Here is a 26,325-nt window from a genome sequence, read left to right on the forward strand (position 1 = left end):
TCAGACGACGGGGCTGCGGCCGCCATCGACATTGATGGCCGTGCCGGTGATGTAGCCGGCATTCTCGCTGGCGAGGAAGGTTGCCAGCGCGGCGAATTCCTCGGCCTTGCCGATGCGGCCGAGCGGCACGCCGCGGCCCTGTTCGGCCTTCCAGTCCTCCCAGGAAATGCCGCGCGGGTCGGCCGCGTGGCGGCGGACCCATTGGTCGCTTTCGATGATGCCGACGAGCATGCCATTGACGAGGATGTTGTGGGGCGCGCCTTCCCCCGCAAGCACCTTGGTCAGCGCCATCCCCGCGGCGCGGGAGACGGCGGTGGGTGCGCCCTGGGCGGCGGGCGCCTTGGCGCCGGTGTTCAGCACGTTGATGATCCGCCCCCAGCGGCGTTCCTGCATGCTGGGCCAGACCGCGCGAGTCAGCCGGATGGCGGCGAAGAGCTTGAGGTCGAGGTCCGCCTGCCAGAGCGCGTCATCCACGCTCATGAAGGCGCCGCGCTGGCTGGTGCCGGCGTTGTTCACCAGGATGTCGATGGGGCCGAGCTCGGCGGCGGCGGTGGCGGCGGCGCGGGCGCAGCCTTCCGCCGTGCCGACATCGGCCGCGATGGCGGCCACGCGCGCGCCCTGGAACTTTGCCTGGATTCCGGCCTTGGCCTTGGCCAGCGCATCCTCCCCCCGCGCGACCAGCGCGACGGACGCGCCCGATTCGACGAAGTGCGTGGCGATCGCGAGGCCGAGGCCCTTCGAGCCGCCGGTGATGAGCGCCACGCGCCCATCGAGCCTGATCTGCATGTCTGGTGTCCCCCCGGGATTGTCCGGCGGGGAAGGTATCCCCCCGAGGGAGGAAGGGCGAGTGGGGCGATCGACGGGGCTCGAACCCGCGACATCCAAGACCACAACCTGGCGCTCTACCAGCTGAGCTACGACCGCCACACGCCTTGCCCGGACCAGGGCCCCGGACTTTGGGGCCCGGACTTTGGGGCCCGGGCGGCGGGTGATAAGGCCGAGGGGGGCTTTGCGTCAACAGGGGGTTGTCCGGCCCCCTGCCCCCTGGGCTTCAGCCAGCGGCGGCGCGGACGCCCCCGGCGCGGCTGGCGATCCAGGCCTCCATGCGGGCCAGCGCCGCGTCGATCACCGCATCGCCCTTGCAGAAGGCGAAGCGGGCGTAGTGGTTGGGGGCGTCGGCGCTGGCGTAGAAGGCCGTCACGGGGATGGCCGTGACCTTGGCCTCGATCGTCAGCGCCCGGCAGAAGGCCACGTCGTCGCCGTTGAAGCCCAGGGGCCGGAAATCGGTCGTGATGAAGTAGCTGCCCTGGGTCGGCAGCACGCCGAAGCCGAGGCGCGCGAGCCCCGCCGCCAGGCGGTCCCGCTTGGCCTGGAGGGAGGAGGACAGGCTCTCGAAATAGGCATCGTCCTTGGCCAGGCCGACGGCGACACCGCGCTGGAGGTTGGGCGGCGTGGTGAAGGTCAGGTTCTGGTGCGCCTTGGTGACGTTGGGCGCTAGCGAACGGTCGCAGGTGACGTAGCCGATCTTCCAGCCCGTCAGGCTGAAGGTCTTGCCCGCCGATCCCACGCGCATGCAGCGTTCGCGCATGCCCGGCAGCGTCATCAGCGGGATGTGCTTCCAGCCATCGAAGGTCAGGTGTTCATAGACCTCGTCGCACACCGCGTAGCAATCGTGGCGCTGAACCAGATCAGCGATGAAGGCGAGTTCGGCACTCGTGAAAACCTTCGAGGTGGGGTTCATCGGCGTGTTGAGCAGGATGGCCTTGGTCTTCGGGCCGAAGGCGGCGGCCAGTTCAGCCCGGGGAAGTTCCCATTTCGGCGGCGTCAGGCGCACCAGCTTCGGGATGGCGCCCAGCAGCTTCACCACCGGCAGGTAGGTGTCGTAGAGCGGCTCGATCAGCACGCATTCATCGCCGGGGTTCAGCACGGCCATGAGGCAGGCGGTGATCGCCTCCGTCGCGCCGGAGGTGACGACGACCTCCGCATTGGGGTCGACCTCGATCCCGTAGAAGCGCTTGTTGGCGGCTGCGACGGCCTGGCGGAGCTCGGGAGCGCCGGACATCGGGGGATACTGGTTGCGGCCGTCCAGCAGGGCCGCGGCGGCGGCGTGGATGACATCCGCGGGGCCGTCATAATCCGGGAAGCCCTGACCGAGGTTAATGGCACCGTGTTCGTTGGCCAGCGCGGACATCACCGTGAAGATCGTGGTGCCGGTGGCGGAGAGCAGGTCGTTCTGGGGCTTCACGTCGGGGCCTCGGTATAGGGCGGGGTGGGTTCCGCATAGCACGGGTTGCGGGTTCGGCGAGGGATGATGGGAGGGGTGGGCCAGGGGCGCAATGTCGCGACAGTCGAAAGCCCGTTTTTTGTGCTAATTGCACAACACAAGGGCGATTTTTCTCCTACCCCCCCCAGAATCCGCCTCTGGCGGCGTTGCCGGGGTGGCACGGGCCATGCAAAACGACGCGCAGCAGGAGCGCCTGCAAAGGCCCGGCGGCAACGCCGGGACAGGCCAGCGGGCCGGACCCGCCGGTGTGGCGGGCGCCGGGGGGAATGAGCGCACGCAACTCAGACGCGTGCGGAGCGACGGAGCCGATGAAGAAGATCGAGGCCATCATCAAGCCCTTCAAACTCGACGAGGTGAAGGACGCGCTGCACGAGATCGGCCTGCAGGGGCTGACGGTCGTGGAGGCCAAGGGATTCGGCCGGCAGAAGGGCCATACCGAACTGTACCGCGGCGCCGAATACGTCGTGGACTTCCTGCCCAAGGTGAAGATCGAGGTCGTCTGCCCGGATGAGCTGCTGGACCGCGCGATCGAGGCGATCACGCAGGCCGCGCGCACGGGCCGGATCGGCGACGGCAAGATCTTCATCAGCGACGTGCAGGAAGTGATCCGCATCCGCACCGGCGAACGGGGCGAGGACGCGGTCTGAGACCAGCGTCCGGGCCGTCCTTGGCGGCCCGGGCCAGGCGATGCCATCCGGCCCGCAAAAGCGGGCCGGGGGGAGACGGGCCGGACCGGCAGCAATGCCGGGGAAGGCTGGCCGGATGGCCGGGAGCCCCCGACTGGGGGGCCGGCACGATCCGGGCGCGCGGTGGGGACCGGTAACGCCGCGCGGCACAGGGACCGGGGTTGAGCACGGAAACAGGACCACACACGATGGCGAAGAAGCCGGCAGCCGGGGGCGCCAATGCCGCCGTCTCCAAGGTCATGGACATGATCAAGGAGCACAGCGTCGAATACGTCGACTTCCGCTTCACCGATCCGCGCGGCAAGTGGCAGCACACCGCGCAGCACGTCTCCACGATCGATGAGGACGTGTTCACCGACGGCATCATGTTCGATGGCTCCTCCATCGCCGGGTGGAAGGCGATCAACGAGTCCGACATGATCCTCATGCCGGATGCCTCCACCGCCGTGATGGATCCCTTCGCGGCCAAGCCGCAGATGATCCTGTTCTGCGACATCGTGGAGCCCTCCACCGGCCAGATGTACTCCCGCGACCCGCGCTCCACCGCGAAGCGCGCCGAGGCGTACCTGAAGTCCACCGGGATCGGCGACACCGCCTTCTTCGGCCCGGAAGCCGAGTTCTTCGTGTTCGACAGCGTGAAGTTCGGCACGGGCGGCAATTTCGGCCACTACATGCTGGAGTCCATCGAGGGCCCCGGCGCCAACATGAAGGACTACCCGGAAGGCAACATGGGCCATCGCCCTGTCGTCAAGGGTGGCTACTTCCCCGTCCCGCCGGTGGACAGCGAGACCGACCTGCGCGCCGAAATGCTCTCCACGATGGGCGAGATGGGCCTGCCGATCGAGAAGCATCACCATGAGGTGGCGCAGTCGCAGCACGAGCTCGGCACCAAGTTCGGCCCGCTGGTCGAACAGGCCGACTTCATGCAGATCTACAAGTACTGCGTCCACAACGTCGCCCACAGCTACGGCAAGACGGCAACCTTCATGCCGAAGCCGATCTACGGCGACAACGGCAGCGGCATGCACGTCCACCAGTCCATCTGGAAGAACGGCAAGCCGGTCTTCGCGGGCAACGGCTATGCCGACCTGTCCGAGACGGCGCTGTACTACATCGGCGGCATCATCAAGCACGCGAAGGCGCTGAACGCCTTCACGAACCCGCTGACCAACTCCTACAAGCGCCTGATCCCGGGCTTCGAGGCCCCCGTGCTGCTGGCCTATTCGGCCCGCAACCGCTCCGCCTCCTGCCGCATCCCCTACGCGACGAGCCCGAAGGCGAAGCGCGTCGAGGTCCGCTTCCCGGATCCGGGTGCGAACCCCTACCTCGCCTTCGCCGCCATGCTGATGGCCGGCCTCGATGGCATCAAGAACAAGATCCATCCGGGCGAGGCGATGGACAAGGACCTGTACGACCTGCCGCCGGAAGAGCTGAAGGGCATCCCGACGGTGTGCGGTTCGCTGCGCGAGGCGCTGGGCGCGCTGGCCGCCGACCACGAGTTCCTGCTGGCCGGCGACGTGTTCAGCAAGGACCAGATCGAGAGCTACATCGAGCTGAAGTGGACGGACGTGTACAAGTTCGAGCACACGCCGCACCCCGTCGAGTTCGAGATGTACTACTCGGTCTGACAAGGCCTTCCTTGTTGGACCAAACACCCAGGGGGATCTGCCGTCAGCGGTGAGACGCTGCGGCAGGTGCCTCCGGGTGCCTGACATTGCCGGGCCGGACCGCGATACATCCATCGCGATCCGGCCTTTTTTCTGTCGCGCGCCAGGGCAGAACGGCCAGCCGCCTGGTCGCCGCTGCCCAGGTCGGGCCTGTGCCCGCCGGATGGCCGCCGCGCGGGGAAAGGGGCGGCGGGGCGCGGCTGCCGGAGCCCGCCGCCTGACCAGCGCGTGACGCGGGCCACCCGCCAGGAACGCGACACGCTTCGCGCTCTCGCGGTCCTCCTCCCGGCGCTGGCGCGGCACGCGGGGCATCGTGCTCCGACCGTCCGCTGCGCGACCCCCATCCACGCCACGATGCTCCGCAAGGCCATCTGACAGGCCGGCTTCACCGTTCATGAGCACCGCCTGGCCAGGCACTGCGGGGCGGCGATCGCTTCCGCACGAGTCCCTCCCCTTGCCGCCTCGATCGCCGTTCTGCTGCGGCGTCTCGCCCATCCCGGGCGGGTCCAGACCGGGACACTCAAAGCTTCAAAAGTGCACCGAGTGACTGGTGGGTTGTGCGGTATGCCCCCCTGGCCGCCTGGGCGAAACACGGCCGCGCGAAGTCAGCGGGCGCTGTCCTGAACGGGCGTCGGTTCTTGCGCCGGCACGAGGCTCAGCGGCGCCAGGCCGCCGTTCCTACCCGACCGCGCAAACGGCTTCGCACGATCCGTTTGCCGGTCTCGCTCGCCAGTCATCCATCCCGATACGTGAGTGGGAGAATTCTACCGTGCATGTCGGGTCGCACATTCGCCCAGCCGTGAACGAGGCGAATGAATCGAGTTCCTCGAAGCAGCCCGTCTTCCTCATCATCGACCCATCGCTGAAGGATTTTGTCGGCCACCACTTCTCCTATGTCGAAGCGGTGGCACGCGGGGCGACGGAGGCCGGTTACCGCGCGGTGACCCTGGCGAACCGTGATGCAACCGACGCGATCGCGGACAGGCTGGCGATGCAGCGCTGCCTCCGCCGGGACATGTGGAGCAGCCACCCGATGGCGAGCCATGTGCCGGCCAGGTTCCGCACGGCGTTCGATACAGCCATGACGAACCGGGAATTCCTGATCGACTTGCGAGCCGGGCTCAGCCGCGTCGCCGCGCCAGCCGGATCGGTCATGTTCGCGCCGATGATCTTTCGCAACCAGCTGAACGCGTTCGCGGATTTCGTCGCCAGCCAGGAGGCGGACGCGACGTGGGAAGTGGTACTGCTGCTTCGCTACCAGCCCGCCTGGTATGACAACGCGCTTTCCGCTCGTGCCTTCCGCAAACTCGAACATGCCGCAGCCACGGGCCGTCGCGTCAGGCTTGCTTCGGACAGCGCCCGCCTGGCTGCCGAACTCGGTGCGCTCACCACCCTGCCCATCGAGGTGCTGCCTATTCCCCATACGGTCGGGGAGCATGAAACCCGTCCATCGCGCCCATCGGACGCGCCACTCCGCCTCGTGAGCCTCGGCAATGCCCGGGACGAGAAGGGCTTCTGCGACATCCTTTCAGCCATCCGCCTGCTCGACGCCGCAGGCGAGATGGACGGCATGGAATTCCGGCTGCAGGCCCATGACGCGGCGCCGGACGTTCAGGCGGCCATCGACGGTTTCGTTCCCGTTTGCCCGCCGCAGGTGACGCTGCTGCGTAGTGCGCTGTCGCCCGAGGACTACACCAGGACGCTGCTGGACGCCGATGTGGTCCTGGTGCCGTACTGGCGCGGCATATATCGCGCCCGCACTCCCGGGGTTTGTCTCGAGAGCATGGCGGCTGGCAAGATCGTCGTTGCGACCTCCGGCACATGGATGAGCGAGGAGTTATCGCAATACGGTGGCGGCGTGCTGATCGACGACCACAGCCCCGTCGCGATCGTGGAAGCGATCCGTCGCATCCGGCGGGACCACGCGCTGCTGGCAACGAAGGCCGAGGCCGGACGCCGCTGTGTGATCGCACGGCACAATCCAGCGTCGCTCATCGCCCAGATCCAGAACGGCCCGGATCATGCGGGCGGGTCGGAACGCGCAGCGCGCCGCGTCGCCGTGTTCTATCCCTGGGGCAATTTTCTGGAACGCCAGTCCGGCGCCTCCCTTCGTTGCAACCTGCTGGTGGAGAAACTGGCAGAGCGCGCGGTGGTTCGCGTCGTGCAGGATGGAAGCTGGGGGTCGCAGCGCCCCGGTCTTTCCCAGCTGTGCAGGATGGCGGCGGCGATGCCCTTCGTCATGCTTCGCCGGCTGCTGGGCTCGGCAGGCGCTTCCCGGCCGGGCCCGCACTCGCACGCCCAGCTGCCGTCGCCGCTGCGACGCCCACGGGTCAGCGTGGAAGCTGTGAGACCAAGAATGCGCCAACACCTGGCGCGCCGGTTGTTGCGCCTCGTCACGCCGCGAACCGGTGGCCAGGAAAGCATGCTCTGGTTCTTCATCGATCGCAGGCTCGATCCGTATTTCAAGGCCCATGCTGCGGATGTGGTTCGGTGGGCGGATGTTGTCATCGTGGAGTATCCTTTCTGGGCATCCATCATCGCTCCGATATGCCGTGCAGAGGGCAAGTGCCTCATCGTCTCGAGCCATGACGTGCTTTCGCAGCAGGCCAGCGGCAGCCAGATCCTGGACAGGCTGACTGCGCGGCTAGAGGTCGAGGGCATGCGCGGCGGCGATGTTGCCGTCACGGTCTCCGACTCCGACCGCGCCTGGTATGCCGCGCGTGGCGTCCCGAGCATCGTTGTTCCGAATCCCATCGATCATGATCGGCTTTCCGAAAGCTTCGGACCCGATCCTCGCACGCTGCTGAGGGACCTCTACGCCCTTGAGCTTCCGCCGGGGCCGTTCTGCCTGTTTGTCGGAAGCCGCTACCAGCCGAACACCGTCGCGGTAGAGCGTCTGCGCGGCATTGCCAATGACTGCCCGGATACGGGTTTCGTGGTGGTGGGTGACTGCGCCCCGGTCAGTCGACACGGCAACTTCACTGCATTGGGGCGAGTGGACGAAGCCGTGCTGGCAGTGCTCTACCAGGCAGCGGCCCTGGTGGTGATTCCGCTGGCCACCGGCACCGGGAGTTCCATCAAGACGGTCGAAGCCATGAGCGCCGGCAGGATGGTGCTGGGTACCGCCGTGGCGTTCCGCGGCTTGGACCCGTCGCCAGTCTCCTGCATCGTGCAGGAGGATGACCTCGCCCGCTGGCCTGCGCTGATCGCCGGACTTCTGGCCGATCCGGAACGGCGGCTGTCAGGTGAGAAAGCGGCGCGGCAGGCTGCGCGCCACTACGATTACCGCCGGATTTTTGAGCCGTACGTCGCGCTGCTCGGCTTGCAACACACACCGGCGCAGTCCGACATCCGCAGGGAGCGGCATTCCATGCTGCGCGAATTGCTCGCGGTGGCGTTTCGGCGTGGCCGTCACGACATTGCCGCGACACTGCTGGAGAACGGCGTTGAGTCCGTTGCCGATCTCGTGGAAGGCTTGGCCCCTGTGGCGCTCAATGCGGCGCTGGATGCCGTCCCCTTGGGTCAGGCGCTGACCTTGGCCGATGCGTTGTTCGCCGCTGGAGACCAGCCTGACGAGAGCACGCTCGCCAGGCTGGTGTTGCGCGCGCATGAGTCGGGCCAGCGGGACCTGGCGGAGGCCCTTCTCGTGCGTCTGGAGGCGCTGGCCAGCGAAAGCCGGGAACAGGCCCGGCGCAGCGCGCTTGAGGCTGCGCTGCAGCATCGCAACTACGACACGGCGCGCGAATTGCTGCGCGCGTGAGCCGGCAGATCTCGGGGAGCCTGGCCCCGAGGATCGGCGCCGCCCTGGAGGTGCGTGCGCCCCCCTGTGACGGATGCGACTCCGGTACGCCCCTGGCGGGCGACGTAGACTGACACGCCTTCCGCCCCCGCCGGATTGGTTGTCACTGTCAACGATCACGGCTAGCCTTCCCGGAAGGCCGCCGCCACGCGCGGCATCAAGGGGGAACGGGTCCGTGCAGGGCTATGACTACATCGTCATCGGCGGCGGCTCCGCCGGCTGCGTCATCACCCAGCGCCTGGTGGCCGCCGGCAAGGGCGTGCTGCTGCTGGAGGCGGGGAAGCCCGACAACCACCCCTTCATCCACATCCCCGGCACCTTCGTCCGCGTCATCGGTTCCCCCCGCACCTGGATGTACCGGTCGGAGGACGAGCCGGGGCTGAAGGGCCGCCCGATGCATGTGCCGCAGGGGCGCACGCTGGGCGGCGGATCCTCCGTCAACGCCATGATCTACATCCGCGGCCAGCACGCGGATTACGACCACTGGGCCGAACAGGGCGCGGAGGGCTGGGGGTGGGAGGATGTGCTGCCCGTCTTCCGGCGCGCGGAGGCGAACCAGCGCCTGGCCGGCCCCTGGCATGGGACGGAGGGGATGCTGCGCGTCTCCGACACCAGGCATCGCCATCCCCTCAGCTACGCCTTCATCCGCGCGGCCCAGGAAGCCGGCGTGCCCTATACCGACGACTTCAACGGGGCCAGGCAGGAAGGGGCCGGCTTCTTCCAGACGACGACGATGGAGGGGCGGCGCGGCAGCACGGCGGCCACCTACCTCGCCAGCGTGCGCGGCCGGCCGAACCTGACGATCCGCACGGAAGCGACGATCGAGGCGATCACGGTGGAGAACGGTGCGGCCACCGGCGTGCGCTTCCGCACCCCCGATGGCGGCACGCACCAGGCGGCGGCGCGGGAGGAGGTGATCCTCTGCGCCGGGGGCATCGGCTCGCCCAAGGTGCTGCAACTCTCGGGCATCGGGCCGGCGGCGCATCTGGCGGGACATGGCATCGATCTGCGGCGGGACCTGCCGGGGGTGGGGGAGAACTACCAGGACCACATCTCCGCCCCCGTCTATGGCCAGACGCGAGAAGCGGTGAGCCTGCTGGGCCATGACCGCGGCTGGCGGTCGATCCGCCACGGGCTCGAATACATCCTGACGCGGTCCGGCCTGCTCTCCTCCAACATCGTGGAGGCCGGGGCCTTCGTGGATACCGGCGGCGCCGGGCGGCCCGATGTGCAGATCCACCTGACGCCGACGCTGGTGGGGGATGTGCATCGCGCCGCACCGCCGGGCCATGGCATCACCATCAACCCCTGCATCCTGCGGCCGACCTCGCGCGGCAGCGTGCGGCTGCGAAGCCCACGGGTGGAGGACCCCGTGGTGCTGCGGACGAATGCGCTGGGGACCGAGGAGGACATCGCCACGCTGGTGCGCGGCGTGAAGCTGTCGCGGCGCATCCTGCGGGCGCCATCGCTCGCCAGGATCATCGAGCGGGAGATCCTGCCCTCCGCCGCCGACGAGGTCGCGGATGAGGTGCTGGCGGACCATGCGCGGACGGTGGCGAAGACCGTCTTCCACCCCGTCGGCACCTGCCGCATGGGGCGCGACGGCATGGCGGTGGTGGACCCGCAGCTGCGGGTCCATGGCGTGCCGCGGCTGCGGGTGGCCGATGCTTCCGTGATGCCGACGCTGGTAAGTGGCAACACCAACGCCGCCGCGGTGATGATCGGCGAGCGCTGCGCCGATTTCCTGCTGCGGACAGGGAGCTGAAAACGGAGAACTGAAAACGGGGGGCTGGACGCCCCCCGCCTCGCGCTACTCCGCGACCAGGCCCAGCCGGTTGACCAGCTCCCGCTCCTTCTGCGCTTCCGCGCGGATGAAGGCGGTGTAGTCGGCGGTGTTCATGTAGCCCATGGGCAGGTCGTAGCGGCGCATGATCTCCAGATGCGCCGGGTCCATCAGCGCCTTGTGGAAGGCGTCGTGCAACACGCGGACGATGCCGGGGTCCATGCCCTTGGGGCCGGAGACGCCGAAGGGCGCGGTGAAGGCCATGTTCATGCCGAGCTCCTTCAGCGTCGGCGCCTGCGGGAAGCGCGGGGACCGCTCCTCCGTCCAGACATTGAGCAGGCGGAAATCGCCGCTCTCCACGCCCGGCGCCCAGCCGGAGCCATCGCCGACGCAATCGATCTGCCCGCTATGCAGCGCCACCAGGGCATCGGCGATGCCACGGAAGGGCACGTGCTGCATCTTCAGCCCGGCCTGTTCGAAGACGATGTGGGAGAAGACATGGCCGTCGGAGCCGACGCCGGAACTGCCATGCGTGACGCGGTCCGGGTTGGCGCGGGCATGGGCGACGAAGCTGGCCCAGTCCGTCCAGGGGCTGCTGGACTTCACCACCATGCCGAACATGTAGCCGGACAGGCGGATGATGTAGGTGATGTCGTTGACGGGATCATAGGACAGGCTGCGCCGCATGAAGGGCTGGCGGATCGTGCCCATGTGGGATTGCGACAGCGTGTAGCCATCCGGCCTGGCCTGGGTGGAGGCCAGGAACTGCGCGCCCAGCACGCCGCCCGCGCCGCCGCGATTCTCCACCACCACATTCTGGCCGAGTTCGCGCGTTGCCGCGGTGGCGAGGACGCGGAACACGACATCCGTCGTGCCGCCCGGCGCCCAGGGGACGATCAGGCGGATGGTGCGGTTGGGGAAGCCGGCCTGGGCCAGGGCCGGGCTCGCCAGGGGCGTGGCGAGGGCCGCGCCGGCGCCCAGCAGGGCAAGGCGGCGCGTGATGGCGCCGGGTGGTGTCTCGTTCATGCACGTTTCCTCCGGGCTCATCGGCCCTTTCCGGTGATGGTCGGGCTGATTGGTTGAGGATGTCAACTGTTGCGACGCGCCCCGCCCGCAACGCTTCGTTGCCAAAGGAATCTGGCGCCGGCCGGGCGGGCGGGCGACACCAGGGGCGATGCCGATCCTCCCCGCCGAAGCCTCGCATGCCCCCAGCCGCAAAGACGCGTATCGTGGGGGCGAGATGACAGCCCCCCTGCCGCCCACCAGCCGCCGCCTCGCCCTGGCCTCCCTGGCCCTCGCCGCCGGCTGCGCGCCGCGGATCGAGCCCGCTTCCTCCGGCCTCCGCCTGCCCGCGCTGTTCAGCCGGGGCGCGCCGGCGGAAGCGGGGCCGGTGGCGATGCAATGGCCGGATGCGGATTGGTGGCGGGCCTTCGGGGCGCCGCCGCTGGATGCGCTGATGCGCACCGCCATGGCCGGCAACCTCGACCTCGCGGCCGCGAATGCCAGGGTGCGGCAGGCGGATGCGCAGGTGCGGATCAGCGGCGCTTCCCTGCTGCCGGCGCTGGACGGGGATCTGTCCGGCGGGCGGTCCCGGTCCGGCAGCCGCAACCCCGGCACCCCCGGCCGTGGCGCCAACAGCTTCGGCGCCACCCTCTCCGCCAGCTACGAGGTCGATTTCTGGGGCCGCAACCAGGCGGCGCTGGACGCCGCGCGATCCAGCGCCCAGGCGGCGCGCTACGCCGTCGGCGTCACGGCCCTGTCCACCCAATCGGCCGTCGCCACGGCGCTGTTCAGCGTGGTCGGCGCGCGGGAACAGCTGGAGATCCAGCGCGGGAACCTGGAGGTCGCGACCCGCAACCTCGGCATCCTGCGCAGCCGCGTGACGGCCGGGACGGCGACGGGCCTCGACGTCGCGCAGCAGGAGACGGTGGTGGCGCAGCAGCGCGCCGCCATCCCGCCGCTCCAGCAATCCGCGGAACAGAACGCGCTGGCGCTGGGCACGCTGACCGGGACCATTCCCGGGGAGATGGTGGTGGATGCGCTGCGCATCGGCGCCATCCGCGTGCCTTCGGTGCCGGCGGGCCTGCCCTCCGAAGTCCTGGCCCGCCGCCCCGATGTGCAGCTGGCGGAGGCCAATTTGGCGACCGCCAACGCCAACATGGCCGCGGCGCGGGCGGCGCTGTTCCCGACCATCGCGCTGACGGGCCGCGGCGGCGTCAGCGCCACGGCGCTGGACCTGCTGCTGCGGCCGGGATCGACCCTGTATAGCCTCGCTGCCGGGCTGACCGCGCCCATCTTCGATGGCGGCGCGCTGCGCGCCCAGGTGGACCAGTTCCGCGCGAGGCGGGAGGAGCTGCTGGCGGATTACCAGCGCGCCATCCTGGCGGCGCTGGAGGATACGGAGGCCAGCCTCTCGGCATTGCGCTGGACAACGGAGCTTGTCGAATTGCAACGAATCCGCGTCGATGCCGCGCAGCGCGCCTATGACATCGCGGAGGCGCAGCTGCGCGCCGGCACGGTGGACCTGCTGACGGTGCTGAACGTGCAGACCAGCCTCTTCTCCGCCCGCACGGCCCTGGCCCAGGCGCAGACCAACCGCCTGCTGGCCGCCAGCGCCTTGTTCACCGCCCTCGGCGGCGGATGGCGTGTCGACGAAACCTCCACCGGAGGCAGCCCGAGCCCATGAACGACGTCCCCAAGGCCGCGCCGCTTCCCGCGGAGACGAAGCTGGCCACGCCCGTCGCAACCCGGCGGCGGCGCTGGCCCTGGCTGCTGGCAGGGCTGGTCGCGATCGGCGGCGGCGGCGCCATCTACGCCTGGCAGGCGGGGCTGCCCCCCTTCGCGCCCGCGGTGCAGGCGCCGCCCCCGCCCGGCCAACCCGGCGTCAGGCGCGGCGGCGGGCAGGCGCCGGCCATCCCCGTGACGGCCGCCGCCGCCAGCGTAGAGGACCTGCCGATCCTGCTCGACGCGCTCGGCACCGTGCAGGCGTCCAACACCATCACCGTCGTCCCCCAGGTCTCCGGCCGCATCACGGAAATTGCCTTCCGGGAGGGGCAGGAGGTGAAGGCCGGCGATGTGCTGGTGCGGATCGATCCGCGCAGCCTCCAGGCCTCGCTGGACCAGGCCGTCGCCACCAAGGCGCAGCGGGAGGCGCAACTGGCCAATGCGCGGCTTGATTTGAACCGCTACCAGCAGCTGCTCCGCAGCAACGGCACCTCCCAGCAGATCGTCGATACGCAGCGCGCCCAGGTGGCACAGCTGGAAGCGCAGGTGCAGTTCGACCAGGCGACCATCGACAGCGCCCGGACGCAGCTGGATTTCGCCACGATCCGGTCGCCGATCGAAGGCCGCGTCGGCCTGCGGCAGGTGGACCTCGGCAACCTCGTCTCCAGCAGCACCACGACGGGGATCGTGGTGGTGACGCAGCTTCGGCCCATCACGGTGAATTTCACCCTGCCGCAGCAGACCCTGCCGCAGGTGATGCAGGCGCTGGCTGCCGGGCCGGTGCCGGTGGAAGCGCGGCTGGCGGAGAATGCGCCGCCGCGCCTCGATGGCACGGCCCAGCCGCCGAACCCCATCGGGCAGCTGGTCACCATCGACAACCAGGTGGACCAGGCGACGGGCACGATCCGGCTGAAGGCCACCTTCCCGAATGAGGACCAGCGCCTCTGGCCCGGCGCCTTCGCCAACACGCGCATCCAGGTGGCGGTGCTGCGGGGCGTCACGGTGCTGCCGCTGGTCGCCGTGCAGCGCGGGCCGCAAGGGCCCTACGCCTTCGTGGTGCGGGACGACAACACGGTGGAGCAGCGGAACATCACGCTTGGCACCATCGCGGGCAGCCAGGCGGTGGTGCTGGCGGGGATGCGCGTCGGCGAACGCGCGGTGACATCCGGCGCGCTGCGGCTGGTGAATGGCAGCCTGGTGCAGGTGGCGGAACCGGTGCGGCCGCCGCCTTCCGTGCCGCAAGCGCGCCGCCGGCCGCCGCCGCCCGCCGCGCCCGCTCCCGCGACGCCCCCCGCCGAGGCCCCCGCCCGGCCCGCGCGGCCCTGAGCGGGGGCGGGCATGAGCATCTCCTCCCCCTTCATCGCGCGGCCCATCGCGACCTTCCTGCTGGCCGTCGCGGTGCTGCTCGCGGGGCTCTACGGCTATCTGCGCCTGCCGGTATCCTCCCTGCCGGAGGTCGATTTCCCGACCATCCAGGTGACGACGCAGCTGCCCGGTGCCTCCCCCGATACCGTGGCCGTGCTGGTGACGGCGTCGCTGGAACGGCAATTGGCGCAGATCGCGGGGCTGGCGGAGATGGTGTCCGTCAGCGGGCCCTCCGTGTCCCGCATCACCTTGCAGTTCAACCTGGGGCGCGACATCGACGATGCCGCGCAGGATGTGCAATCCGCCATCAACGCGGCGCGCGGTACCCTGCCCTCCAACCTTCCCTATCCGCCGACCTACCAGAAGGTGAACCCGGCCGATCCGCCGATCATGACGCTGGCGCTGACGTCGGCCACCTTGCCGACGGCCCGGCTGTCCGACGTGGTGGACACGCTGCTGGCGCAGCGGCTGTCGCAGGTGACGGGCGTGGGGCGCGTGGCGGTGCAGGGCAACATGCGGCCGGCGGTGCGGCTGCAGGTCGATCCGCAGCGGCTGGCGGCCTATGGCATCGGCATGTCCACGGTGCGCACCGCCGTCGCGGCCGCGAATGTCGCGGGGCCGAAGGGATCGATCGACGGGCCGCAGCAGGCCTCCGCCATCATGGCGAATGACCAGATCTCGACGCCCGCCGCCTTCAACGACCTCATCATCGCCTGGCGGGACGAGGCGCCGGTGCGGCTGCGCGACGTGGGCGCGGCGGTGGAGGATCTGGAGAACACGCTGACCGCCGCCTGGTACAATGGCCAGCCCGCCGTGCTGATCGACGTGCAGCGCCAGCCCGGTGCCAATATCGTCCGTACCGTCGAACTGGTTCGCGCGCAGCTGGCCAATCTGGAACGCGCGCTGCCCGCCGGCGTGCAGCTTTCCATCGTCTCCGACCGGACGGAGACCATCCGTGCCTCCGTGGAGGAGGTGCAGTTCACCCTGGTGCTGTCGGTGGTGCTGGTGGTCGCGGTGATCTACCTGTTCCTGCGCAGCGGCCGGGCGACGCTGGTGCCGGGCGTGGCGCTGCCGCTGTCCATCATCGGCACCTTCGGCGTGATGGCGCTGTGTGGCTATTCGCTCGACAACCTCTCCCTCATGGCGCTGACCATCGCGACGGGCTTCGTCGTGGATGATGCGATCGTCATGATCGAGAATATCGTCCGCCTGATCGAGGGCGGCAAGAAACCCCTGGATGCGGCCTTCGAGGGGGCGAAGCAGATCGGCTTCACCATCGTCTCCCTCACCGTGTCGCTGGTGGCGGTGTTCATCCCGCTGCTGTTTATGGATGGGGTGGTGGGGCGGCTGTTCCGCGAATTTGCCATCGTGCTGACCATCTCCGTCATCGTCTCCATGATCGTGTCGCTGACGCTGACGCCGATGATGTGCGGCCTGCTGCTGCGGCCGCAGGCGGAGGAGAAGCCCGGCATCGTCAACCGCGCCTTCGAGGCTGGCTTCGAATGGCTCCGCCGCCTCTATGCCCGAACGCTCGACTGGGCCCTGGCGCGGGAGGGGCTGATGCTGGCCGTCGCGGTGGCGACGCTGGGCGGCACGGTGTGGCTGTATGTCGTGATGCCGAAGGGCTTCCTGCCGCTGCAGGATACCGGGATCATCGCCATCACGACGGAGGCGCCGCAGGACGTCTCCTTCGCCCGCATGTCCGACCTGCAGCGCCAGGTGGCGGAGGTGGTGGCGCGGGATGCGGAGGTCGTCTCCGTCGCCTCCGTCGCCGGCGCCGGCACGGTGAATGCGGCGCAGAATACCGGCCGCGTCGTGGCCGTGCTGCGGCCGCGGTCGGAACGCAGCGACGATGTCTCCGCCGTGATGGCGCGGCTGTCGCCTCAGATCGCGGCGATTCCCGGCGTGGTGGCCTATCTCCAGCCCGTGCAGGACATCCAGATCGGCACGCGGCCTTCCAGCACGCAATACCAGTACACGCTGACCGACACCGCGGCGGATGAGCTGCGCGCCTGGGCGCCGCGGCTGCTGGAGGGGCTGCGCGGCCTGCCGCAGCTGAGGGATGTGGCGAGCGACCAGCGGGAGGATGGGCTGCGCATCCAGGTGCAGGTGGACCGTGCCCGCGCCGCGCGGCTTGGCGTCACGATGCAGGCGGTGGATGACGCGCTGTATGACGCGCTCGGCCAGCGGCAGATCTCCACAATCTACGGCCAGGCGAACCAGTATCGCGTGGTGCTGGAAGCCGATCCGCGCCAGATGAACGACCCCGCCGCCATCGGGATGCTGCGCGTGCCCGGGACGGTGACGAACGGCATCGCGGCGCAGATTCCGCTGGCGGAGATCGCGACCATCACCCGCCGCAGCGGGCCGCTGACCATCACGCGGCAGGACCAGTTCCCCGCCGTGACCTTCAGCTTCAACCTGGCCCACGACGCCTCGCTCGGCCAGGCCGTCACCGCCATCCGCGCGATGCAGGCGCGGCTCGGCATGCCGGACACCATGCAGGGCAGCTTCGGCGGCGATGCGGCGGAATTCGACCGGTCGCTCGCCGGGCAGGGTTGGCTGATCCTGGCCGCCGTCATCGTCATCTACATCGTGCTGGGCGTGCTCTACGAAAGCGTCGTCCACCCCATCACCATCCTCTCCACTCTGCCCTCCGCCGGCATCGGCGCGCTGCTGGGGCTGATGATGTTCGGGCTGGACCTCTCGGTGCTCGGGCTGATCGGCATCGTGCTGCTGATGGGCATCGTGAAGAAGAACGCGATCATGATGATCGACTTCGCGCTGGAGGCGCAGCGGGACCACGGCATGTCGCCGCGCGACGCGATCCGGGAGGCCTGCCTGCTGCGCTTCCGGCCCATCATGATGACGACCATGGCCGCCCTGCTGGGCGCCGTGCCGCTGGTGCTGGGGCATGGCGCGGGGTCGGAGCTTCGGCTGCCGCTCGGCGTCTCCGTCATCGGCGGGCTGCTGCTGAGCCAGGTCATCACGCTCTACACCACCCCCGTCATCTACCTGGCGCTGGAGGATCTGCGCGCCTGGGTCGGGCGACGCTTCCGGGGCGCGGCGCCGGCGGCGGCGGAATAGCGCGTGTCGATCTCCGCCCCCTTCATCGCGCGGCCCATCGGCACGACGCTGATGGCCATCGGCCTCGCGCTCGCGGGGCTCGTCGCCTATTTCAACCTGCCCGTCGCGCCGCTGCCGCGCGTGGATTTCCCGACCATCGCCGTCAGCGCCAGCCAGCCCGGCGCCGATCCCGCCATCATGGCGTCCTCCGTCGCCGCGCCGCTGGAACGCAGGCTGGGCGAGATCCCCGGCGTGACGGAGTTGACCTCCACCTCCAGCCTCGGCAGCGCGACCGTCATCGTGCAGTTCGACCTCAGCCGGCCCATCGCCTCCGCCGCGCGGGACGTGCAGGCGGCGATCAATGCGGCGATGTCGGACCTGCCATCCGGCCTGACCAACACGCCCACCTTCCGCAAGCTGAACCCGGGCGACGCGCCGGTGCTGATCCTGGCCCTGACATCCAGCACGCTGACCCCGGGTCAGCTGTATGACGCGGCGGACAGCGTGGTGGTGCCGCGGCTGTCGCAGGTGGATGGCACGGCGCAGGTGAACATCGCGGGCGCCGAACAGCCGGCGATCCGCGTCGCGGTGGATCCCGCGGCCGCGACGGCGGCGGGCGTCTCGCTCGACCAGATCCGCACCGCGATCACGGCGGCGAATGTCACCCAGGCCACGGGCATGCTGGAAGGGCCCTACCAATCCGCCGCCATCAGCGTGAATGACCGCTTGCAGGAAGCCGCGGAATTCGGCGCCATCATCGTGCGCCAGGCGAATGGCGCGATGGTGCGGCTGGATTCCATCGCGCGCGTCGAGCAGGGCGCGCGGGACCGCCGGCAATCCGGTTCCTTCAACGGCCAGCCCGCGGTGATCCTGACCATCTTCAAGCAGGCCGATGCCAATGTGCTGGAGGTGGTGGACGGCATCCGCGCGCTGCTGCCCGACCTGAAGCGCTGGATGCCCGCCGGCGTCGACGTGACGATCATGCGCGACCGGTCGGAGACCATCCGCGCGAGCGTCGCGGAAGTGCAGCACACGCTGATCATCAGCATCGTCCTGGTGGTGCTGGTGGTGGCGGTGTTCCTGCGCAAGCCCTCCGCCCTGTTCGCCGCCGGCATCGCGGTGCCGCTGTCGCTGCTCGGCACGCTCGGCGTGATGTGGATGGTGGGGTATTCGCTGAACAACCTCTCCCTCATGGCGCTCACCATCTCGGTCGGCTTCGTCGTGGACGATGCCATCGTGATGATCGAGAACATGGCGCGGATGCAGGAACGCGGCATGCGGCCGATGAAGGCGGCGCTCGAAGGCGCGCGGCAGATCGGCTTCACCGTGGTGTCGATGAGCCTGTCGCTGATCGCGGTCTTCATCCCGCTGCTGTTCATGGGCGGGATCGTGGGCCGCATGTTCCGCGAATTCGCCGCGACGCTGTCCATCGCCGTCGCCATCTCCGCCATCGTGTCGCTGACCGTCACGCCGATGATGGCCGCCCACCTGGCGCGTGCGGAGCCGAAGCCGGAGGGGCGGATCGGCCGAGCCATCGAGGCGACGCTGGACTGGATCATCCGCGGCTACATGCGGAGCCTCGTGGTCGTGCTGCGCTTCCGGGTGCTGACCTGGCTGTTCAACATCGGCCTGGTCGTGCTGACGGTGTGGCTCTACACCGTCGTGCCCAAGGGCTTCATCCCGACGCAGGATTCGAACCTGCTGCAGGGATCGGCGCAGGCGCAGCCCGATACCTCCTTCCAGCAGATGGTGGTCTACCAGCAACGGCTGATGGAAGTGCTGCGCGCCGATCCGGCGGTGGAGAGCGCATCCGCTTCCGTCGGCGGCGGCGGCTTCTTCGGCAGTTCCAGCAACATCCGCATCCAGGTCGCGCTGAAGCCGAAGGAGGACCGCGGCGGGCTGAATGCGGATGGCGTGATCGCGCGGCTGCGCGCGCCGCTGGCCCGAATCGTCGGGCTGCAGACCTTCATGCGCCCCGTGCAGGACATCAACATCGGCGGGCGATCGACCAGCGGCTCCTACCAGTATGTGCTGCTGACGCCGGACCTCGAGGAACTGGGCATCTGGAGCGAACGGCTGGTGCAGCAATTGCGCACCATTCCGCAGGTCGCGGATGTCTCCTCCGACCAGCAGCGCACCGGCCTCGTCTCCCGCCTCGTCATCGATCGCGATGCGGCGGCGCGGCTCGGCGTCTCCGTCTCCGCGCTGGGTGGGGCGCTGAACAACGCCTTCGCGCAGCGCCAGGTCTCCACCATCTACCGCGCGCGCAACCAGTATCGCGTCATCCTGGAAGTCGATCCGGTGCTGACGGAAAGCCCGGACAGCCTGGCCCGCATCTTCGTGCCGGGCAGCGCGGGGCCGGTGCCGCTGGGGTCGCTGGTGCGGCTGGAACGCACCGTCGCGCCACGCTCCATCACCCATCAGGGGCTGTTCCCCGCCGCCACCATCAGCTTCAACCTCGGCGAGGGCGCGACACTCGGCCAGGCGGCGGCGCTGGTGGAGCGCGCGGTGCTGGACATCCAGATGCCGGGCAGCATCCGCGGCGAATTCGCCGGCAATGCCCGCGCCTTCCAGAACTTCCAGAGCGGCCTGCCCCTGCTGATCCTGGCCGCGCTGGTCGCGATCTACATCGTGCTCGGCGTGCTCTACGAAAGCCTGATCCACCCGCTGACCATCATCTCCACCCTGCCGACCGCGGGCGTCGGCGCGCTGCTGGCCCTGCTGGCGACGAACACCCCCTTCACCATCATCGCGCTGATCGGCGTGATCCTGCTGATGGGCATCGTGAAGAAGAACGCCATCATGATGGTGGATTTCGCGCTGGAGCATGAACGGGACGGCGGCGAGGGCGGCATGGTCGCCATCCTGGAAGCCTGCCGCGAACGCTTCCGCCCCATCCTGATGACGACGCTCGCCGCGCTGTTCGGCGCGTTGCCGCTGGCGCTGGCCACCGGCCCGGGGGCGGAGCTTCGCCAGCCGCTCGGCATCACCATCATCGGCGGGCTGATCGTCTCCCAGCTGCTGACGCTCTACACCACGCCGGCCGTCTATCTCGGCCTGGAGCGCCTGGCCGGCGCCAGGCGCACGAAACTCCCGGCGCTGACGGCGCGGGCCTGACCGCTACTCCGCCGCCGCCACATAGCGGTGGCGGAGGTGGATGCGCCGCGCCTCCGGATCCGGCCGCGGCACGGCGGAGAGCAGCGCCTTGGTGTAGGCGTGCGTCGGGTTGTCGCAGACCTGCGTCGCCTCCCCGGTCTCCACCACCTTGCCGCGATGCATCACCGCCACGCGGTCGCACATGTAGCGGATGACGCTGATGTCGTGGCTGATGAAGACATAGGCGAGGTTGAGTTCATCCTGCAGGTCCAGCAGCAGGTCCAGCATCCGCGCGCGGAGCGAGACATCGAGCGCCGCCGTCGCCTCATCCGCCACGATCACGCGCGGCTTGAGGGCCAGCGCACGGGCGATGCAGATGCGCTGGCGCTGGCCGCCGGAGAAAGCGTGCGGGTAGCGCTCCGCCCAGCCGGGCTCGATGCCGACGCGCTCCAGCAAGGCGGAGACGCGGTCGCGCAACTCGGCCCCGCGGGCCAGGCCGTTGACCAGCAGCGGTTCGCCGACGATCTGCGCGACCGTCATGCGGGGGTTGAGGCTGGCGAAGGGGTCCTGGAAGACCATGCGGATCTCGCGCCGCGCGGCGCGCAGCGCCTCGCCCTCGGCCTTCGCCAAGTCGATCTCCGTCCCGTCCTCACGCCGGTAGTGGATGGCGCCGCCCGTGGGGTCCGTGACGCGCAGGATGCAGCGGCCGAGGGAGGTCTTGCCGGACCCGCTTTCGCCGACGATGCCGAGCGTTTCGCCCGGGCGGACTTCGAGGGTCACGCCATCGACGGCGCGGACCTCCCCGACCTTCCTGCGCATGATCCCCTTCACGATGGGGAAGACCATCGACAGGTTCTCGATCCGCAAGATCGGCGGCGGGGGCACCGGGGGTTCCACGCGCTTCAGCCGGATGTCGGAGGGGCGTTCCAGCTTCGTGACGTTGCCCAGCAGCATGCGCGTATAGGCATCGCGCGGCGAGGCGAAGAGGCTGCGCACAGGCCCGCTTTCCCGCACCTTGCCGCGTTCCATGACGACGACGTCGTGCGCGATTTCCGCCACCACGCCCATGTCATGCGTGATGAACATCACCGTCATGCCGCGCTGCTGCTGCAGCCGGCCGATGAGGTCCAGGATCTCCGCCTGCGTGGTCACGTCCAGCGCCGTGGTGGGCTCGTCCGCGATCAGCACGGCGGGATCGCAGGCCAGCGCCATGGCGATCATCACGCGCTGGCGCATGCCGCCGGAGAATTCGAAGGTGTAGCGGTCCACCGCGCGATGGGGGTCGGGGATTTCCACCGACGCCAGCAAGTCGATCGCACGCTCTCGCGCCTGCCGGCGGGACAGGCCGAGATGCAGGCGAACCGCCTCCCCCACCTGGTCGCCCACCTTGTGGACTGGGGAGAGGGAGGACATGGGCTCCTGGAAGATCATCGCGATCTCGTCGCCGCGCAGGTCGCGGATCGCGCGGCCGCGCGGATCCATGGCGGCGAGGTCGAGGGTCGATCCATCCTTCCGATGGAACAGGATCTGCCCGCCGGTGATGCGGCCAGGGGTATCGACGATCTGGAGGATGGAGCGCGCGGTGACGGATTTGCCGGAGCCGCTTTCGCCGACGACGCAGGTGGTGAGGCCCCGCGCCAGGGAGAAGGAGACGCCATCCACGGCGCGCACCACGCCGGTACGCGTGGGGAAGGAGACGTGGAGGTCGCGGACCTCCAGCACGGGGGCGGTGTCGGTCATTTCTGGTAGGGGTCCGCCGCGTCGCGCAGTCCATCGCCGAGGAAGTTCAGCGCCAGCACCGCGACCACCACCGCGCCGCCCGGTGCGAACAACCACGGTGCCGTGGCGATGGAGCGGATGTTCTGCGCTTCCCGCAGCAGCACGCCCCAGGAAATCACCGGCGGCTGCAAGCCGAGGCCGAGGAAGGAGAGCGCCGTCTCCGCCAGGATCATCGCGGGAATGGCCAGCGTGATGGAGGCGATGATGTGCGAGGCGAAAGAGGGCAGCATGTGGCGGAAGATGATCCGCTTCTCCGACGCGCCATCCAGCCGCGCGGCGGTGACGAAATCCTCCGTCCGCAGCGACAGGAAGCGCCCGCGCACCACCCGCGCCAGCTGCGCCCAGCCCACCAGCGACAGGATGATGGTGATGCAGAGGTAGATGCGTTCCGGCGGCCAGCCCTGCGGCAGCGCGGCGCCCAGCGCCAGCCAGATCGGGATGGTCGGCAGGGACAGGACGAACTCGATCACCCGCTGGATCACGAAATCCGTGCGCCCGCCGTAATAGCCGGAGATGCCGCCGAGGATCAGCCCGATGACGAGGGAGAGGAAGACGCCGATGAGGCCGATGAACAGCGAGGTCTGCGCCGCCTTCATCATGCGGCTGTAGACATCGCGTCCCAGGCGATCAGCGCCGAACAGGAAGACGCTCTCGCGCGGGTTCTCCGGCCCGAACAGGTGGATGCTGGTGGTGAACAGGCCGAGCAGTTCGTATTCGTAGCCCTCGACGAAGAAGCCCAGATAGATCTTGCGGCTGGGATCGGGCGTGAAGGTCGGGGCCAGCGTCACGCGGTCGCGCGTCAGGCGCATCGCCTGGACATGCGGGCGGATGCGCCAGCCATCCTCCGTCGTCTCGATCAGCCGGATCATCTGGGGCGGGTGGAAGACGGCGCGGGCGTTCTGCTTGCCCGGATCGGTGGTCGCCAGGAAATCCGGCACCAGCGCCACGACATAGAGCAGCAGCACGATGATGCCGCCCGCCATGGCCAGCTTGTGCCGGCGGAAATTCCACCACATCAGCCGCCACTGGGACGCGGCCGCGGTGCGGTCGATGGCATGCGGCTCGGTGGGCGCTGCGGCGCCGGGCTGGATCGCGTTCATCTCAATCGTACCGGATGCGCGGATCGACCAGCGCCAGCAGGATGTCCGACAGCAGCATGCCCACCAGGGTCAGCGTGCACATCAGCAGCAGGAAGGCGCCGGCCAGGTACATGTCCTGGCTCAGCAGCGCCTGCAGCAGCAGCGGCCCCGCGATCGGCAGCGACATGACCACGGCCACGATGGTGGCGCCGGAGATGAGCTGCGGCAGCATCCAGCCGATGGTCGAGATCAGCGGATTGATCGCCAGCCGCACGGGATACTTGATGAGCAGCCGGATCTCCGACAGGCCCTTGGCCCGCGCCGTCGTGACATAGGGGCGGTGCAGCTCATCCAGCATGTTGGCGCGCATCACGCGCACCAGCCCCGCCGTGCCGTTCACCGCCAGGATCACGACCGGCACCCAGAGATGGGCGAGAAGATCGACGAACTTGTCAAAGGACCAGGGCGCGGTCTGGTATTCCTCGCTGAACAGCCCGCCGACATCCTGCCCGAAATGCACGACGGCGACGTACATCAGGACCAGCGCCAGCAGGAAGCCGGGGATCGCCAGGCCGAGGAAGGCGATGAAGGTGAAAAAATAGTCCACCACGCTGTATTGCCGCACGGCGGAGAGCACGCCGATGGGCAGCGCGATCGCCCAGGTCATCGCGAGCGTCGAGGACGTGAGCAGCAGCGTCAGCCCCATGCGTTCCCAGATGAGGCCAGAGACAGGCTGCTGCCATTCGAAGGACAGGCCGAAATCGCCGCGCAGCAGGATGCCGGTGATCCACTTCCAGTACTGCACGATGAAGGGCTGCTCCAGCCCGAAGCGTTCGCGCAACTCCTGCGCCGTGCGCTGGTCCACGATCTCGTTGGAGGCCGCGAGCGTCGCGACATAGGTCGTGACGTAGTCGCCCGGCGGCAACTGGATCAGGAAGAACGCCAGGAAGCTGACCGCCACGAGCGACGGCACCATCCAGACCAGGCGGCGGAAGATATAGGCCAGCATGCGGATGATGCGGGGCCGGCTGCGCGCCGGCCCCGCTCCCTTCCCTTACGAGGTGAAGAAGAATTGCTGCGGCAGGGACGGCCCGGGATGCGGCCAGGACCAGCTGTAGGGCATGCTGGCCGGCACGCCACGCAGCCGGTTCTGCGCCACGCCGAACAGGTTGGGCGCCAGGTTCACGCCGATGCATTCGAACTGCTCGGCGCAGATGTCGAAGACGCGCTTCATCAACTCGCCCTGCCGCCGCGTATCCGCGGTGGAACGCGCCTGGTCATACAGCCGCATGCGTTCCTTCTGGTGCTCCGGCGGTTCCTGCCCGTCCCGCCCGCCGCTGGCGTACCACATCGCCCAGGGGACGGCGTAGCGCGTGCCCTGCGTGTGCATGGCGAAGAAGTCCCGCGGGTCCAGCATCGGCTCCAGCCCACCCGGCCCCGGCCAGACGGCGATGTCGTGGTCGTTGTTGTCACCGCGGGTGTAGTAGAGGGAGCGGTCGATCGTGTTGATCTTCACGTCGATCCCGATTTCCGTCCAATGGCGCTTGATGAGTTCCAGCGCGTCATTGTTGTCGGGGTAGAGCGCGGTGATGACGTCGATCGCGAAGAAGACCCGCTGGCCATCCGGCCGCAGGCGGAAGCGCTGGCTGTCACGGCGGTTGTAGCCGAGGCGGTCCAGGATGCGGTTCGCCTCCCGCACATTATGCTCGGTGAATTGCCGCGACAGCTTCTCATGGTACCAGGGATGCGTGGGCCGCGGACCGATCTGCCAGGGCTCCGACTGGCCGAGATAGACGATGTCCACGATCTCCGCGCGGTTGATGCCCAGCGAGAGCGCCTGGCGGAAATCCTTGTTGCCCAGCATCTCCCGGATCTTCGGATCCTTGTGGGTGATGTTGGGATAGATCGTCATGCTGGTGGAGCCGGCATTGATCGTGTCGAACATGCGGTAGTTGCCGCGCTGCATGTTCTGCGCGACCACCGGCTTGTTCGCCAGCACGTCGATATGGCGTTCCTGGAGATCGAGCCGCCCGCCGATCACGTCCAGCATCAGGCTTTCCACGTCCTGGTAGACCTGGAAGTTCAGCCGGTCGATGTAGGGAAGCTGGCGGCCGCTGGTGTCCACCTGCCAGAAGAAGGGATTGCGCCGCATCGTCACGCGCGTGGCACCGCCCTGGTAGGGTTCCTCCACCACCCAGGGATCGAGCGTCGGCTTTTCCGCATTGCCCCAGCGGGAGGGAATCTCGATGTCGCCGCAGCGCTGGCGGAACAGCTGCGCCCAGTCCGACACATTCGCCTGCCGCAGCGTGGCGGCGAGGTCCGCATTGTATTTCGGGTGGAAGCGGCCGCAGTAGTGTTTCGCGAACAGCGTGGGATGCTGGCCGAGCGGCGTCGCCATCTGCTGCAGGAACAGGCCATAGGGGCCGGCGAAGGTGAACTTCACCGCGGTGTCGCTCAGCTTCTCGCACTTCACGGGCTGGCCATCGATCACCCACATCGTGGGCGGGGACCGGTAGAGTTCCGTGTTCAGGATGCAGTCGTTGATGGCGAAGAGGATGTCATCCGCCGTGAAGGGCGCGCCATCCGACCAGCGCATGCCGGGCCGGAGATGGAAGATGAATTCCTTCGAATCGGCCGAGACTTCCCAGCGCTGGGCGACGCAGGGCAGGACGTCCGTGAATTCCATGTTCCAGCGCGTCAGCCCCTGGTTGCCGATCAGGCGCAGGATGCCGTTGTGGTCGGACCCGCCGCGCAGGCCGCGGCGCAGCGTGCCGCCGTAGCGGCCATTGGGCTCATTGGGCGTGACCACCATGGGCGCGCTGCCGACACGCTGTTCCAGCGGCGGCAGGCGGCCCTGCTGGACGGCCGCCGCGACATCCGGCGCTTCCCTTGCCGCCGCCTGGGCCAGCGCCGCACCGGCGGGCAGCGCAACGGCCATGCCGGCCGCCCCTTGCAACAGGGCGCGACGCCCCACCCCTTGATCCTTCATGGCCGCAG

15 protein-coding genes and 1 tRNA gene are annotated in these 26,325 nt (G+C 69.0%); 8 read left to right on the forward strand and 8 right to left on the reverse strand.

From position 1 onward, the window contains the following. The 3 genes from BM041_RS27060 to BM041_RS27070 all read right to left on the reverse strand — a co-directional run bounded on the left by BM041_RS27060 (nt 1) and on the right by BM041_RS27070 (nt 2,245). Entirely contained in the window at nt 1-786 is a 786-nt protein-coding gene (locus tag BM041_RS27060) for an SDR family NAD(P)-dependent oxidoreductase (protein WP_092963042.1), read from the reverse strand. Between the two features lie 62 nt (nt 787-848). Beyond that, a tRNA-His gene (locus BM041_RS27065) sits at nt 849-924 on the reverse strand. Between the two features lie 127 nt (nt 925-1,051). Beyond that, complete coding sequence (locus BM041_RS27070) at nt 1,052-2,245, reverse strand: aminotransferase (protein ID WP_092963043.1); 1,194 nt, start codon at nt 2,243-2,245, stop codon at nt 1,052-1,054. A 347-nt stretch (nt 2,246-2,592) separates the two neighbouring features. Here BM041_RS27070 and BM041_RS27075 point away from each other — a divergent pair, with 347 nt between their 5' ends. The 4 genes from BM041_RS27075 (at nt 2,593) to BM041_RS27090 (ending at nt 10,201) form a co-directional block, all read left to right on the forward strand. Beyond that, complete coding sequence (locus tag BM041_RS27075; protein WP_092963044.1) at nt 2,593-2,931, forward strand: P-II family nitrogen regulator; 339 nt, start codon at nt 2,593-2,595, stop codon at nt 2,929-2,931. 227 nt (nt 2,932-3,158) lie between these two features. Then, nucleotides 3,159-4,598, forward strand: a complete 1,440-nt coding sequence (gene glnA / locus BM041_RS27080) for a type I glutamate--ammonia ligase (protein WP_092963045.1) — start codon at nt 3,159-3,161, stop codon at nt 4,596-4,598. Nucleotides 4,599-5,436: 838 nt separating this feature from the next. Beyond that, nucleotides 5,437-8,397: a glycosyltransferase gene (locus tag BM041_RS27085; RefSeq protein ID WP_092963046.1), complete on the forward strand. Its 2,961-nt coding sequence runs from the start codon at nt 5,437-5,439 to the stop codon at nt 8,395-8,397. Between the two features lie 214 nt (nt 8,398-8,611). After that, nucleotides 8,612-10,201 carry a GMC family oxidoreductase gene (locus BM041_RS27090; protein ID WP_217648857.1) on the forward strand — a complete coding sequence of 530 codons (1,590 nt, stop codon included), beginning with the start codon at nt 8,612-8,614 and terminating at the stop codon, nt 10,199-10,201. A 45-nt stretch (nt 10,202-10,246) separates the two neighbouring features. Here the strand turns inward: BM041_RS27090 and BM041_RS27095 are convergent, their stop codons facing one another. Further along, on the reverse strand, nt 10,247-11,245 hold the full coding sequence (locus tag BM041_RS27095) for a Bug family tripartite tricarboxylate transporter substrate binding protein (protein WP_092963048.1): 999 nt from the start codon (nt 11,243-11,245) through the stop codon (nt 10,247-10,249). Nucleotides 11,246-11,459: 214 nt separating this feature from the next. On the opposite strand from BM041_RS27095, the gene BM041_RS27100 reads away from it, so the two are divergent. From BM041_RS27100 to BM041_RS27115, 4 genes are read left to right on the forward strand one after another with little or no spacing between them, the layout of a single operon-like run. Next, complete coding sequence (locus BM041_RS27100) at nt 11,460-12,905, forward strand: efflux transporter outer membrane subunit (protein WP_092963049.1); 1,446 nt, start codon at nt 11,460-11,462, stop codon at nt 12,903-12,905. After that, nucleotides 12,902-14,269: an efflux RND transporter periplasmic adaptor subunit gene (locus tag BM041_RS27105; protein WP_175534196.1), complete on the forward strand. Its 1,368-nt coding sequence runs from the start codon at nt 12,902-12,904 to the stop codon at nt 14,267-14,269. Before BM041_RS27100 ends, BM041_RS27105 begins: the two co-directional genes overlap by 4 nt. A gap of 12 nt (nt 14,270-14,281) precedes the next feature. Continuing rightward, entirely contained in the window at nt 14,282-17,395 is a 3,114-nt protein-coding gene (locus tag BM041_RS27110) for an efflux RND transporter permease subunit (protein ID WP_092963051.1), read from the forward strand. Between the two features lie 3 nt (nt 17,396-17,398). Next, on the forward strand, nt 17,399-20,491 hold the full coding sequence (locus BM041_RS27115; RefSeq protein ID WP_092963052.1) for an efflux RND transporter permease subunit: 3,093 nt from the start codon (nt 17,399-17,401) through the stop codon (nt 20,489-20,491). A gap of 3 nt (nt 20,492-20,494) precedes the next feature. Here BM041_RS27115 and BM041_RS27120 read toward each other — a convergent pair whose 3' ends face one another. From BM041_RS27120 to BM041_RS27135, 4 genes are read right to left on the reverse strand one after another with little or no spacing between them, the layout of a single operon-like run. Next, nucleotides 20,495-22,210 (reverse strand): ABC transporter ATP-binding protein, encoded by a 1,716-nt coding sequence (locus tag BM041_RS27120; RefSeq protein ID WP_092963053.1) that lies wholly within the window; start codon nt 22,208-22,210, stop codon nt 20,495-20,497. Then, nucleotides 22,207-23,349, reverse strand: a complete 1,143-nt coding sequence (locus BM041_RS27125; RefSeq protein WP_092963054.1) for an ABC transporter permease — start codon at nt 23,347-23,349, stop codon at nt 22,207-22,209. The genes BM041_RS27120 and BM041_RS27125 overlap by 4 nt, the downstream gene beginning before the upstream one ends. A 1-nt stretch (nt 23,350) precedes the next feature. Further along, nucleotides 23,351-24,337 carry an ABC transporter permease gene (locus BM041_RS27130; protein WP_092963055.1) on the reverse strand — a complete coding sequence of 329 codons (987 nt, stop codon included), beginning with the start codon at nt 24,335-24,337 and terminating at the stop codon, nt 23,351-23,353. Between the two features lie 45 nt (nt 24,338-24,382). Continuing rightward, entirely contained in the window at nt 24,383-26,266 is a 1,884-nt protein-coding gene (locus tag BM041_RS27135; RefSeq protein WP_245762287.1) for an ABC transporter substrate-binding protein, read from the reverse strand. Between the last annotated feature and the right edge of the window lie 59 nt (nt 26,267-26,325).

Origin of the sequence: Falsiroseomonas stagni DSM 19981 (assembly GCF_900114315.1) — a bacterium.
Taxonomy (GTDB): domain Bacteria; phylum Pseudomonadota; class Alphaproteobacteria; order Acetobacterales; family Acetobacteraceae; genus Falsiroseomonas; species Falsiroseomonas stagni.